We start from the raw sequence: 11928 nt of genomic DNA on the forward strand, positions 1-11928 counted from the left end.
CGGTGTGCCAGTTGGCCAGGTCGCCGCGTCCGGAGACCTGGAACGCGCCGAGCACGCACACGTCGAGGTGGCCGCCGCGCATCATCGCGAAGGAGTCGGCATGGTGGAAGTACGACGCCCCCGGCAGCTCGGTGACCGGGAACTTGCCGGCGTTGATGAGATCGGGATCGATCTCGTCCCCGTGGGCGGCGGGCCCCATGCCGAGCATGCCGTTCTCGGTGTGCAGGACGACCCCGGAGGCGGCCGGGAGGTGGTCGGCGACCATCGTGGGCTGGCCGATGCCGAGGTTCACGAAGGAACCGGGCGGGATGTCCCGGGCGACGCGCGCGGCGAGCTCGTCGCGCGCGAGGGGGCCGCGGTCCGGGTGCTCCACGGTGCTCACTGGTTTTCCTCCGTCGCGCTCAGGTCCAGGATCCGGTCGACGTAGATGCACGGGGTGACCACGCTCTCGGGGTCCAGCCCGCCGGTCTCGACGACGTGGTGCACCTGCGCGATCGTCAGCGTCGCGGCGGTCGCCATGACGGGCCCGAAGTTGCGGGCGGTCTTGCGGTAGACGAGGTTGCCCATCCGGTCGCCGACGTGGGCGCCGATGAGGGCGACGTCCCCTCTGATCGGATACTCCAACACGTAGTCGCGGCCGTCGATGGTGCGCCTCTCCTTGCCCTCGGCCAGCGGGGTGCCGACCCCGGTGGGGCAGTAGAAGGCGCCGATGCCGGCTCCGGCCGCGCGCATGCGCTCGGCCAGGGTGCCCTGCGGGACGACCTCCAGCTCGATCTTCCCGGAGCGGTAGAGGCCGTCGAACACCCACGAGTCGCTCTGCCGGGGGAACGAGCAGATCATCTTGCGCACCCGCCCGGCGGCGAGCAGCGCCGCCAGTCCGGTGTCGCCGTTGCCCGCGTTGTTGCTGACGACGGTCAGGTCGGTCGCGCCCTGCCGGATCAGCGCGTCGATGAGCCCGATGGGCATCCCGGCCAGGCCGAAACCGCCGATCAGGACGGTGGAGCCGTCCGCGACGCCCGCCACGGCCTCGTCGGGGTCGGTGAACACGGCGGTCATGAGGCGCTCACGTTCTCGAGGACGACGGCCAGGCCCTGGCCGACGCCGATGCAGATGGCGGCCACGCCCCACCGTCGGCGGCGTTCGCGCAGCACGTGGGCGAGCGTGCCGAGGACGCGCCCACCGGAGGCGCCCAGCGGGTGGCCGATGGCGATGGCGCCGCCTCTGGTGTTGACGATTTCGGGATCGACCTTCCAGGCGTCCAGGCACGCCAGCGACTGGACGGCGAACGCCTCGTTCAGCTCGACGGCGCCGACGTCGTCCCAGCCGATGCCGGCCCGGCGCAGCGCCTGGTTGGCGGCCTCGACCGGCGCGTACCCGAACATCTGCGGTTCGAGCGCGCACGCGGCGCGGCCCGCGACACGGGCGATCGGGTCCGCGCCGATCCGGCCGGCGGCGGCCTCCGAGCCGAGCACGACCGCGGATGCGCCGTCGTTGAGCGGGGAGGCGTTGCCGGCCGTGATGGTGCCGCCGGGGCGGAAGGCCGGCTTGAGCCCGGCGAGGATCTCCGGCGTCGTGCCGGGCCTGATCCCCTCGTCCCGGGTCAGGGCGGCGCCCTCGACCGGGACGACCATGTCATCGTAGAAGCCGTCGTTCCAGGCCGCGTCGGCCAGCACGTGCGACCGCGCGGCGAAGGCGTCCTGCCGCTCGCGCGAGATTCCGAAGCGCTCCTGAAGCTGCTCGTTGGCCTCGCCGAGGGAGACCGTCCACTCCTTGGGCATCCGCGGGTTCACCAGGCGCCAGCCCAGCGTCGTGGACACGGCCGTCACGTCACCGGCGGGGAAGGCCCGCGACGGTTTGGGCAGCACCCAGGGGGCCCGCGTCATCGACTCCACGCCACCGGTCACGACGACGTCGGCGTCGCCGCTCTCGACGGTCCGGGAACCGATCACGGCGGCGTCCAGGCTCGACCCGCACAGCCGGTTCACCGTGGTTGCGGGCACGGTGACCGGCAGCCCGGCCAGCAGCACGGCCATCCGGCCCACGTTGCGGTTGTCCTCGCCCGCGCCGTTGGCGTTGCCCCACACCACGTCGCCGATCTCCGCCGGATCCAGCCCGGGCAGCTTGGCCAGCACACCGCGCAGCGCGGTGGCCGCCAGGTCGTCCGGCCGGACGTCGGCGAGTGCCCCGTTGAACCTGCCGAACGGCGTGCGCGCCGCGGCGTAGACGAAGGCCGAGCCCATGACGATCCCTTCTTGTTCGCTATGCGAACGCCGGTTCATTTTGCGAACATTGCGAGCATAGTCCATGCGGTCGACGCGCCACCGGTGCGGGCCGCAAACGATCTCCAAGCGGCTCACAAGAGTGACGCGCCAGGCTGTGGCCGACCTTGAGAGAACCATCGTGAGGACAGCACACGTGACCAGGAAGTTCGCCGCCGGCGCGGCCGTCGCCCTGACCATGCTCGTCGCGCAGGTGCCGGCCGCCCGGCCTGCCGCCGCCGCGACGACGTACAGCAGCCCGTGCCAGGGGGTCCGCGGCTGCCTCGGAGAGATGCAGAGCGGCGAGGGATGGATGGTCGAGACCCCCGAGAAGAACTGGAAGCGCGTGATCTACCGGTTCAAGCACCTGAAGAAGAGCGAGAAGAGAGTATGCGCCCACCAGTACCCGCGACTGACCATGTGGATCAGCGATCCGAAGAGCTCGCGCCACAAGACGGTCACCATCAAGGCGTCCGGTAAACTGCCCCGCCGCGCCTGCTCCTACTGAGACGGGCGTCCGTCGTCCTAACCTGGAGCGATGTCGATCGACGGCACGGCGGCGTACGACCGCCTCACGGGACTGTCCCCACTGGTCGACACGCGCGGTCGAGGCGGCGCGGCAGGCGGGCTTCGGTCCCTCCTGCCGGCCTGAGCAGGGGCGCCTGCTGTACGCCCTGGCCTCCGGCGCCGAGATGATCGGTGAGACCGGCACCGGATGCGGGGTGGGCCTGGCCTGGCTTCCGGCACGGCGGATCGCTGAGCCGGCTCGCGTTCAGGGCTGGGCAGCGGGGTTCGTAGCGGGCAACCGCGTCCGGTTGCAGTGGCTCCCGGTTTCAGTGGCTCCCGGCGGATGCCGCCGCTGAGGCCCTTCGAAGTCCGGGCCGCATCAGCGCGCGACGTGGCCGCTGAGCCGGGCGTAGGCGGCAGGCGGCATCCCGACGGCGGCGGTGAAGTCACGGGTCAGGTGAGCCTGGTCGGTGTAGCCGAGCTCGGCGGCCAGCGTGGCGAGGTCGAGGCCCTGCTGGATCCGCTCCGCGGCCTCGTGCAGCCGGAAGCGGCGAATCACCCACTTGGGGCCGGCGCCGACGTAGTCCCGGAACAGCCGCTGCAGCGAGCGCACCGACCGCCCCGATCGGGCGGCCAGCTCGTCGACCCTGGTTACAGACGTGTCGTCCTCGGCCATCGCCACCAGGGCCGCGGCCTCTTCCGCCAGCGGATCCTCGGACGGGCCAAGATTCCGCAGGAACATCTCGATGAGCGCGACGGCGGCCCGGGAGTCGGGCTCGGCCAGGACCCGTTCGACCAGGGCCGCGCCGGCCGCTCCGAACATCTCGCCGATCTCCACGAACTGGCCGGACAGCCGTGATACGGGGCCGTCGAGGAACGGCCGGAACCCGCCCGGGCGGAAGCGGGTGCCGAGCACGCGTCCGCTGCCCCGCATCGTGTAGGAGAAGCCACCTTTGATCACTCCCGCGATCCGGTGGAAATCCCGGGTGATCGTCATGTTCACCGTGGGATGCGAGATGATCCGCTGTTCGTACGGCTCGTCGAGATCCGTCCATGTGACGACCCAGAAGTGCTCCACGTACGCCGAGATCCCGGGCGACGGCGCCTGCCGGACGAAGTCGAAGGCGTCGAGCCCGGCGTACGGGTTCACCCAGCCGCGCTGTCGCGTTTCTACAAGCCGCGCCTCGGGCGGGCGCGGCACGATGGCTGCCATGCGAGAGATGATGCCGTTGATGACGCGCGCCACCGAACGAACCGCGGGCTTGGTGCGCTCGGTGCGGCAGGAGCAGCTCGGGCTCCTGACGCCCTGCGAGAAGTTCGAGGTCAAGGACCTGATCAACCACCTCGAGTGGGTGGCGGAGCTGTTCGAGTCGCTGGCCCGCAAGGGACCGCGCGTCGAGCAGGGACCCTACACGGGCGACTTCCCCGAGCGGGCGGGGCGTGCGCTGGCCGCCTGGTCGCGGCCGGAGGCGTGGGAGGGGACCAGCCCCGCCATGGGCATGCCGATGACCACGCTGGCCCACATGTACCTCGTCGACATGGTCGTGCACGGGTGGGACCTGGCCCGGGCCACCGGGCAGGAGTACGAGCCGGACCCGGAGGCCGTCGAGCGGGCCTTGGGCTTCACCGAGACCATGGTGGAGATGGGCAGACGTCGCGGCGCCTTCGGACCGCCGGTGGCGGTCCCGGACGACGCCGCTCCGTTCGACCGTCTGCTCGGCGTCATCGGCCGGGACCCGGCCTGGACACCCTGATTCCGGCCCCGTCCGGCGACAGCCCCAGGGCGGCCAGGAAGCGTACGCCTTCCGGGTCATGACGCTCGAAGCCGCGCCGCGGACGACGTACCACTTCTCGTCGTCGCCCAGATTGGTCTCGACCTCGGACTCCTCGCACTCGTGGCCCCAGAGGTCGCCGGGGAACCGGTATTCCCCGCCCCGGGCGACGGCGATGATGCGGTCGCTGAACCGGTACGGCAGATGTCCGGCGGCGAACTCGGGGAGGGCTCGCGGGAGAGGGTCATCTCCCGGTCCCAGGCCTCGTCCGAGTAGTCCTCCCATGCGAAGTTGAGCCCGGGCCGGATCTCCGCGATGGCCTCGAAACCCCTCCCGCTCGAGTAGCCGCCGCCCCGTAGTCGAAGGAGACGGAGATGAACGTCCGGTTGGTGACGGGGAAGGGGAAGCGGTAGAGCCGCTCCACGGGAAGGAGCACCCAGTCGCCGTCCGCCCGGGCGGCGAAGTGGGGAACGCCGTTGATCCGGAACATCACCGAGACCATATTGCCGTCCAGGATGGCGAGCAGCGACTCCTCCTCGTCGGCGAAGAACTCCTCGTTCACCCGGGCCTCCGCGTCACCGCGGGTCGAGATAGGCACTCCGACCCGCTGCCGTGGTGAATACGGCGCGGCAGCGGCCTGGGCCGCTCCCGTGTCTCACGCAGCCCAGGCGGCGATCGTCCTGCCTACGTCGTGATCACGCATGCGGGCCAGCGCCTCGCGCTCCAGTCGGCTCATCCACTGGTGTGGCGCCCCACCGTCTCGGCGATCTGCCGTCGGGTCTGCTCCGCCGTGCCGTCGAGGCCGAACCGCAGCCGTACGATCAGCGCCTGGCGGGGTGCGAGGGCGGGCCTGGCCGAGCGGAGCGCGTCGGTCAGGGCGGCCTGTTCAAATCGCGTGCTCCCCCGGTTCGTGCTGCGGGGACTGCTCTAGAGACGAGGGCCGTCGGCCGGTCGGGCGTCGAGGGTGACGTAGTTGCGCGCGAGCAGCCGCCAGGCGAGGACTCCACGCCAGTACGGTAATTGAATGGATTTCACGTTCCGTAGAGTCGTCGATCTGAGTGTCGAGATCATGAGCAACGGGTTACCCTCATAGCTCATGCTGAGTGGCCCGCTAGGTGTCGGATCGTGTGAACCAGCACTCTGACATGTCTGAAATCACATGCATGCGATTGCCGAGTACCGAGTAGATGTGCGTTCTGCTTTTGTTTTCATTTTCCCTCAACTGCCCCGAGGTGCGGTCGACCCGACCGGTGCCGGTGGTGGTCCAACCCGGATTATCGCTCGTCGCCGGGAAGGTGCTCGTCCATATATAAGTACCATCGTCGTGAATAATGACCTGTGCGTCCCAGGTGGCTCCTGTTGAGAATTTCGTGCAGGTCCCCTTCCATCTGCCGGATGGATCGTCGGTGTTCGCGTATGCCTGTGTCTGACTCCCGCGACCGAGGACGATTTCGCTTGTATGTGCGGCCGACAATGAGGCGGCGCCGGTGAGCATCGCGAAGGCCAGGACGATGAAGCGTATAAGTTCAGGCATCGCATGAACTTTCTTCGACTGCCATGGGTGAACTGTAGGGTCGAGACCATTGGTCACGTGAGGGCCCACTCGAAGCAGGCGGTAAGGTGCTTACCGATCGGCGTATTAGTGCTGCATCTCGACCATAGCTGTTATCCCGGAGGCGTGCAGTATTTTGCCTGACCCTCCTGGAACCCCTTATCGTACTCTTTGTTGTAGGCCTCGGCATATCCTAGCCCGTAAGCATCTTTGCTGACGCTCGGGTCAAGGCGGCCCTTTCCCCAATCGTAATCGCATTTATTATATGCCTGTGACGCGCCGGCCTTGTAGCCTTCCGGGGTTCCCTTCTCGTAGCCCTCCTGATAGGGCGAGTAGTCGTCCGTCTCGATTTGTGGGCCGGCGACGAGAGTCTGGTTCTCCCCCGATGGGGCTGCCACGGCTTGCGCTGTTGTAGGCCCGAGCGATACGGCCGCGAGCAGGGCCGATCCGAGAACGACGGACTGTCCGTTGTAGTGCATTGCTGTTCCTCTGTTCGATTCTGATGTGGTTAAGGATGAGGATGGGGACGTCTCTTGCGGGCCCCGGTATCTCGTGGCCTGGGGGCCACGCGCCGGGAGTCGGCGCTCCGCGCAGCTCTGAAGACGGCACGCTTATTTCTCCAGCGCCGCGTCTCCCCAGACCACGCTGTAGACTCTGTCGCCCGATATCCACGTTGTCTTGAGTTTGAGCCGCAGTACGTTGCCGATGCTGACTCGAATGGTATCGGCCTCGCCGAGGCCGAGTTGGTTGTGGTACAGCAAGGTGTCGTCGCCGTAGACCTCGACGAGAGCTTTGGCATCGGCTGGAGCGTCATCTTGTACACCAACCGTGGCCTTCAGCGTCTGCCATGCTCTGGAAAGGTCGTATTCGGCTTGATTCGCGCCCTCCCATGGGCTGTTCGGCTTCAGTGTTATGCTCTGGGGGTATGTCGTCCCGTTCACATTTGCTGATTCCGCAACAGGGCTCCCTGTGACTGCTTGTATTGTGCTTAGGTATTGGACGTCCTGGATCGGGAGTGGGGCGCTTTCGCGAGCGGTGTAGTTGATATTTTCTGCGACAGGAATGCGATGCCATGTATAGCTGCCCGCGGCGGATGCCGGCGGACTTGTAAGGGTGAGAGCTAGCGCGACCCACGCTGACCTACGACGATCAAACATATTCAACATCACTCTGCGCCTTTATCCGGGTGACGGCTGCCTCGAATAATCCTGTTGGCAGGGATCCGGCTGTGCGCCTGCCGCGAGCGCTCGCGGGCAGCGCGACTTTTTATTCGTGCGCCGTCCGGTTCGGCGCCAGTCGTAGGTCCCTGCCCGCTATCTGGAGCCACAGCTCTATCCGACCAAAAGATAACGAGAGAGGTCCAGGCGGGCAGTTGTGATTTTACAGGAGCATAGATTCAGGCCTGCGAACGTTTCACCAAACGAAGGGCTTGGCGTCCACTGGCCTGCCACGCCCGCGCCGATCACATGCGCCGAGGCGCGGTGTCACTGTCATCTGGTGCGGGTCTAGACGGGTCTCGGTGCGAGGCTGCCGGAGGCACCCGCCGGTCACGAACTCGCTGAGCACGTACGCCTGACCCTCGGCGATGTGCTGCTACACGCGGAAGCCCAGCGTCACGACTTGCGCGCCGATGAGGTCACATAGGCGATCGGTCCGCCCGAGGTGGATCTGAGCCGCCTGCCGAGAACGAGGTCGGCGATTCGCAGGTCCTCGGGTGAGCCGCTCCGGACCGCGTTGACGGGGGCGTCGAGGTCGGTGATGTAGCCGGCGAGCCGTGCGTCGAATCGGTGACGTATCAACCCGTCGCCGGGCAGCTTGCTTTCCCAGCCGCCCAGTCCCGTCAGCACCGCCACAACGAAGCCGCCGAGTGTCACGGGCAGAACGCCGGCCCGCGCGATCTTCTCCGGGCTGCCCACCCACCAGCCGCGGAGCGCTTCCAGCAGGTGCTCGGGTGCCAGGTCGGCATGGAAGCCGATGTAGGGCCGGTCCTCGTCTCGGACCGGCTTCGCCACATCGACGCGCAGCACCGCGACGGTGTTCGTACTCGCGGACGCTGACAGAAGGAGGTGCGCTGTCACATGAGAGCGATCAGCGATGCGCCGCGCCGCATCCTCAGGGATGACCGGCGTGGCGCCCGGATGACCGGCCGCAGGGAGCAGGCCCGCTGCCGCGATTTTGCGAAAGGCGGCGAGCGAGATGTCGAAGCGGTCCGCGGCCTGCCGCAGAGTGATGAGGGTCATGGCCTGGCGTCGTCTCTCCTCGTGCTTCGTTGAACTGCTCGACCTGAGCACAGTTGTGGGCACGTCGTCCAGAGAGGCCGCCTTGCTCAATCCGGCAGCAGCGAGGCGAGGAAGTCCTGCGTCTTGGCGTCCACCGAGTAGACGGCGGTGCCGATCATGCCGCGGGTGAGCAGCACCTTGTAGGTGTTGCGAATCAGCCGGTCGGCCTGCTCGTCCGTGACGGACTTCTTCATCAGCTCCGGGTCCTTGCTGGCGGCGCGTACGGTGACCAGGCGGCCGTCACGGTAGACGAGGTCGGAACCGAAGATGACGCCGTTCCAGTCGTACTCGAAGCCCTGGGCCGTGTACACGCAGCCGACCTGCTCGAAGCCGCCCGGCATGGTGGCCCACAGCGCGCTGGGAGGGGCGTCGCCGACGGCGCGGTCACCCTTGACGTTCCACGGCTTGGACCAGCCGTCGACCTGTACGTCGGATACGAGGCGGTCGCCCACCGGGTCGCTCCATCGCCAGCAGAACCCGGCCGTCATCCGTGCCGAGTAACCGTCGTTCAGCTTGCCGCGCAGCAGTCCCTCCAACTCGTACGGCGACTCGGCGAGAGTGACCTCGAAGTTTGCGTCGCCGGCCCATGCCTCGGGATCCTCGCCGTTCAGGCCGAGCAGCCGCAGCACCCACTCCTCGTACGCCCGGCTGCCGCCGCAGCGGAACTGGGCGTCCAGGTCCACCTGATGGACGGTCAGTCCGAGGGACTGTGCGTGCGCCCTGATGTCGGCGACGGTGCCGGTCTCGCCCGGCCGTACGACCTGGTGCTCGTCCAGGAGGAAGACGGGCACGCGGGCCGCGGCCATCAACTCGTCGAGTTGGGACCGACCCGTGCGGTCGGCGGCCCTGGTGAAACGGCTCGCCGAGGTCTCGCGGATCCGGTGTGCCTCGTCGCAGATCAGCACGTCGAGCTCGTTCGGCCTGGCGGCCATGAAGTTGTTGAAGTACTTGAACATCGCCTTCGTCCGCGTGGAGCCCTTGGCCACGTGGCGGCGCATCGTCTGGGTGAAGGATCGCGATCCCGTGGCGTGGTGTGCCGGGTAGCCGCGCTCGGCCAGCTCGCCGAGCAGCGACAGGGCGATGACGCTCTTTCCGGAGCCGGGACCGCCGGTGACGATCACGACTGCCTTGGAGTCGGCCGCCCTGGCCTTCTCCACCGCGTGCAGCACGATCTCGTACGCCAGGCGCTGCCGGTCCAGCAGGACGAACTGGTCGCGATGCTTGATCTCGGCCGCGGCCACCTTCAGCAGTTGCTTCGAAGGCCGGACCGCGGACGACAGCAGTCTGTCCGCCGCGAGGGCGCCGGGCTCTGGCGCGAACTGGGCGCGAAGGTAGTCGATGAACCGGCCACGACGGCTCTGGCTGAACAGACGGGTCCGGTCGTCCTCCACGCGGTCGTAGAGGTCGTGGATGTCAAGGTCGTTCGCGTTGTGCAGGTAGGCGACGCCGCGGACGGCGTCACGGCGGTGCTCCAACGTGCCGACGAAGTCGGCGAGGTAGTCACAGTAGCCGCGCACCTGCAGGACCGGATGGAGTTTGGGGTGGTGGCCCATGCCGGGGACGAGTACGAGGTCGGCGTCGTCCTCGTACAGCTCGGCCTGGCTCCACTGCTTGAGCTCCACGATGACGTACGCGTCGCCGCCGTGCCGGTCCACTCCGGCCAGGATCACGTCGGCCCGCTTGCTGGTGAGCGGTAACTGGTACTCCAGCAGCATCTCGACGCCGCCGAGCCCGGCGTCGACGAGGTCGCGGGCGAGGACGGGCAGGCTGCGGTCCCAGGACCTCCGCTCGCTCGCGCCGGGATTGACGCCCTGGGTGATGCGGAGCTGTTCGGCGATCACTTCGCTGAGCACCCTCTCCGGCACCGACGCGAGCTGAAGCAGACCTTCCGCGGAATGCCGGACAACGGCCACGGACCAACCCCCAGGCAGCACGAAGACTCGTGCGGTATGGGGGCATGTCCGCTCTCACGTGAGTAGCGGAAGCCCGTCGGGCCGCATCACCGATACGTCCGGAAGATTACAACGATCCAGCGGCACGCACTCCCTCGCGAAGGCGGGGCATCACGTCGTGCGACGGCGGCGTGAGCCGCGGCCGGTGCGGGTCAGCAGCCGGGGTACTTGTCGCGAGAGAGGCGGCCGCCGGTGAACGCGGTGGTGAAGTCGTCGGCGAGCTCGACGACGGTGTCCCTGCCCTCCAGCCGGGACAGCCAGCGCCCCGGCAGCGCCGGCTCTCCGTGCACCGTGCCGAGCAGGTTGCCGCAGAGGGAGCCGGTCGAGTCGCTGTCGCCGGAGTGGTTGACCGCGAGCAGCAACGCCCGCTCGATGTCGTCGCCGCTCACCAGCGCGCAGTAGACCGCGATCGCGAGCGCCTCCTCCGCCACCCATCCGCCGCCGAGCGTCTCCACGGTCTCGGGCGACGGCTCCGCCGTACCGGTCAGCGCGACCGCCGCCTCCATGGCGGCGGTGGTCTCCTCGTGCGCGGGCCGCTCGGCGAGCAGTGCGAGGGCGTCGTGGACGGCCTCCGCGAGCGGCGCACCCTGGGCCAGGAAGCAGATCAGCGCGGCGAAGGCCCCGGCCGCCAGATAGCCGGTGGGGTGTCCGTGCGTGATCTGCGCGCAGTCGGCCGCGAGCGTGAAGGCCTCGCGCGGGTCGCGGGTGGCCAGTCCGAAGGGGGCGGAACGCATGACCGTGCCGCAGCCCTTCGAACCCGGATTGACCGGGCCGGGCATGCCGGGGGCGGCGAGCGGGCCGGGGCCCGCGCGCAGCCCGGACAGGCAGGCGTTGCCGGGCGCGCGGCGGAAGTACAGCCAGGCCTGCTCACGCAGCCGCCCGGTGCGCACGAGGCCGTCCTCGGGCGGCGGCACGCGATGCTCCTGGGTGTCCAGCCAGCGTAGGTAGGCGTGGCGCACCACCTGCACCTCGCCGCCGCCGATGCCTCTCTCTCCGGCGCGTACGTGGGCGCGGATCAGCCCCTCGACGGTGAACAGCGTCATCTGGGTGTCGTCGGTGACCAGGCCGGTCCTGCCGTTCCAATTGGGGGCGAGATCGGTCAGCCCCGCTCCACCGTGATCGCGGCGGATCGCGGCGATCGAGTCGAACTCGACGGGGGCGCCGAGGGCGTCGCCGATCGCCCCGCCCAGCAGACAGCCGCGCACCCGTGCACCGAACGGAACATCGCTCACAACTCGCACCGTAGCGTCAAAACTGACCCTCTTGTCGCGACATCGCGGATCGGATAGAAACGGTGCTCACCTCGAGTAGGAAACTTTCCGGCCTACTCGGGCCGGAACGCGGGGTGAGCGTGAGCGGGAACTACCTGGCCGGGCCGCAGGGCCTGCTCCGGTCGATCAACGCCCGCGCCGTGCTCGACGTGGTCGACCGCGAGGGGCCGCTGGGCCGGCCGGAGATCACCAGGGCGACGGGCCTGTCCAAGACCACCGTCGCCCAGGCGCTGCGCGAGCTTCTCACGCTCCGGCTCGTGGAGGAGGCGGGCGCCGACACCACCCGCCGCGGGCCCGCCGCGACCCTCTACCGGATCGCCCCGCGCTGCGCGTTCGG

The 11928-nt window shown here is 68.6% G+C and carries 15 protein-coding genes; 4 read left to right on the forward strand and 11 right to left on the reverse strand.

Annotated features, from left to right (window positions below):
* The 3 genes from AB0J39_RS33785 to AB0J39_RS33795 all read right to left on the reverse strand — a co-directional run.
* The coding region (locus tag AB0J39_RS33785) for a CoA-transferase (protein ID WP_363472223.1) at nt 1-382 on the reverse strand (382 nt) is incomplete at its 3' end.
* Nucleotides 379-1056 carry a 3-oxoacid CoA-transferase subunit A gene (locus AB0J39_RS33790; RefSeq protein WP_363472225.1) on the reverse strand — a complete coding sequence of 226 codons (678 nt, stop codon included), beginning with the start codon at nt 1054-1056 and terminating at the stop codon, nt 379-381. The genes AB0J39_RS33790 and AB0J39_RS33785, both read right to left, overlap by 4 nt.
* On the reverse strand, nt 1053-2240 hold the full coding sequence (locus AB0J39_RS33795; protein ID WP_363472228.1) for a thiolase family protein: 1188 nt from the start codon (nt 2238-2240) through the stop codon (nt 1053-1055). The genes AB0J39_RS33790 and AB0J39_RS33795 overlap by 4 nt, the downstream gene beginning before the upstream one ends.
* A gap of 175 nt (nt 2241-2415) precedes the next feature.
* Between AB0J39_RS33795 and AB0J39_RS33800 the strand changes: the two genes are divergently transcribed.
* Entirely contained in the window at nt 2416-2766 is a 351-nt protein-coding gene (locus tag AB0J39_RS33800; RefSeq protein ID WP_363472230.1) for a hypothetical protein, read from the forward strand.
* A gap of 378 nt (nt 2767-3144) precedes the next feature.
* Here the strand turns inward: AB0J39_RS33800 and AB0J39_RS33805 are convergent, their stop codons facing one another.
* Nucleotides 3145-3978, reverse strand: a complete 834-nt coding sequence (locus AB0J39_RS33805; RefSeq protein WP_363472233.1) for a helix-turn-helix domain-containing protein — start codon at nt 3976-3978, stop codon at nt 3145-3147.
* 19 nt (nt 3979-3997) lie between these two features.
* On the opposite strand from AB0J39_RS33805, the gene AB0J39_RS33810 reads away from it, so the two are divergent.
* Nucleotides 3998-4519 carry a TIGR03086 family metal-binding protein gene (locus AB0J39_RS33810; RefSeq protein ID WP_363472234.1) on the forward strand — a complete coding sequence of 174 codons (522 nt, stop codon included), beginning with the start codon at nt 3998-4000 and terminating at the stop codon, nt 4517-4519.
* A 262-nt stretch (nt 4520-4781) separates the two neighbouring features.
* Here AB0J39_RS33810 and AB0J39_RS33815 read toward each other — a convergent pair whose 3' ends face one another.
* The gene (locus tag AB0J39_RS33815) at nt 4782-5099 is read right to left on the reverse strand and encodes a hypothetical protein (protein WP_363472236.1); all 318 of its coding nucleotides are present in this window, start codon (nt 5097-5099) and stop codon (nt 4782-4784) included.
* Between the two features lie 129 nt (nt 5100-5228).
* Here AB0J39_RS33815 and AB0J39_RS33820 point away from each other — a divergent pair, with 129 nt between their 5' ends.
* Nucleotides 5229-5468 carry a hypothetical protein gene (locus AB0J39_RS33820; protein WP_363472237.1) on the forward strand — a complete coding sequence of 80 codons (240 nt, stop codon included), beginning with the start codon at nt 5229-5231 and terminating at the stop codon, nt 5466-5468.
* A gap of 180 nt (nt 5469-5648) precedes the next feature.
* Here AB0J39_RS33820 and AB0J39_RS33825 read toward each other — a convergent pair whose 3' ends face one another.
* The 6 genes from AB0J39_RS33825 to AB0J39_RS33850 form a co-directional block, all read right to left on the reverse strand.
* Nucleotides 5649-6128, reverse strand: coding sequence for a hypothetical protein (locus AB0J39_RS33825; RefSeq protein ID WP_363472239.1), 480 nt, complete (start codon nt 6126-6128; stop codon nt 5649-5651).
* Between the two features lie 74 nt (nt 6129-6202).
* Nucleotides 6203-6568 carry a hypothetical protein gene (locus AB0J39_RS33830; protein ID WP_363472240.1) on the reverse strand — a complete coding sequence of 122 codons (366 nt, stop codon included), beginning with the start codon at nt 6566-6568 and terminating at the stop codon, nt 6203-6205.
* Nucleotides 6569-6700: 132 nt separating this feature from the next.
* Entirely contained in the window at nt 6701-7030 is a 330-nt protein-coding gene (locus AB0J39_RS33835) for an NPCBM/NEW2 domain-containing protein (protein WP_363472243.1), read from the reverse strand.
* 672 nt (nt 7031-7702) lie between these two features.
* Entirely contained in the window at nt 7703-8329 is a 627-nt protein-coding gene (locus AB0J39_RS33840; RefSeq protein ID WP_363472245.1) for a hypothetical protein, read from the reverse strand.
* Between the two features lie 86 nt (nt 8330-8415).
* Nucleotides 8416-10233 (reverse strand): DUF2075 domain-containing protein, encoded by a 1818-nt coding sequence (locus tag AB0J39_RS33845; protein ID WP_363472247.1) that lies wholly within the window; start codon nt 10231-10233, stop codon nt 8416-8418.
* Nucleotides 10234-10472: 239 nt separating this feature from the next.
* Nucleotides 10473-11552 carry an ADP-ribosylglycohydrolase family protein gene (locus tag AB0J39_RS33850; protein ID WP_363472249.1) on the reverse strand — a complete coding sequence of 360 codons (1080 nt, stop codon included), beginning with the start codon at nt 11550-11552 and terminating at the stop codon, nt 10473-10475.
* 119 nt (nt 11553-11671) lie between these two features.
* Here AB0J39_RS33850 and AB0J39_RS33855 point away from each other — a divergent pair.
* The coding region (locus AB0J39_RS33855; RefSeq protein ID WP_363472250.1) for a helix-turn-helix domain-containing protein at nt 11672-11928 on the forward strand (257 nt) is incomplete at its 3' end.

Source organism: Microbispora sp. NPDC049633 (assembly GCF_040675265.1).
GTDB lineage: Bacteria > Actinomycetota > Actinomycetes > Streptosporangiales > Streptosporangiaceae > Microbispora > Microbispora maris.

What these genes read in the sequence shown, in the direction of transcription:
- AB0J39_RS33790 (WP_363472225.1), bottom strand. Translation starts at nt 1,056, where the DNA reads ATGACCGCCGTGTTCACCGACCCCGACGAGGCCGTGGCGGGCGTCGCG.
- AB0J39_RS33795 (WP_363472228.1), bottom strand. Translation starts at nt 2,240, where the DNA reads ATGGGCTCGGCCTTCGTCTACGCCGCGGCGCGCACGCCGTTCGGCAGG.
- AB0J39_RS33805 (WP_363472233.1), bottom strand. Translation starts at nt 3,978, where the DNA reads ATGGCAGCCATCGTGCCGCGCCCGCCCGAGGCGCGGCTTGTAGAAACG.
- AB0J39_RS33810 (WP_363472234.1), top strand. Translation starts at nt 3,998, where the DNA reads ATGACGCGCGCCACCGAACGAACCGCGGGCTTGGTGCGCTCGGTGCGG.
- AB0J39_RS33830 (WP_363472240.1), bottom strand. Translation starts at nt 6,568, where the DNA reads ATGCACTACAACGGACAGTCCGTCGTTCTCGGATCGGCCCTGCTCGCG.
- AB0J39_RS33840 (WP_363472245.1), bottom strand. Translation starts at nt 8,329, where the DNA reads ATGACCCTCATCACTCTGCGGCAGGCCGCGGACCGCTTCGACATCTCG.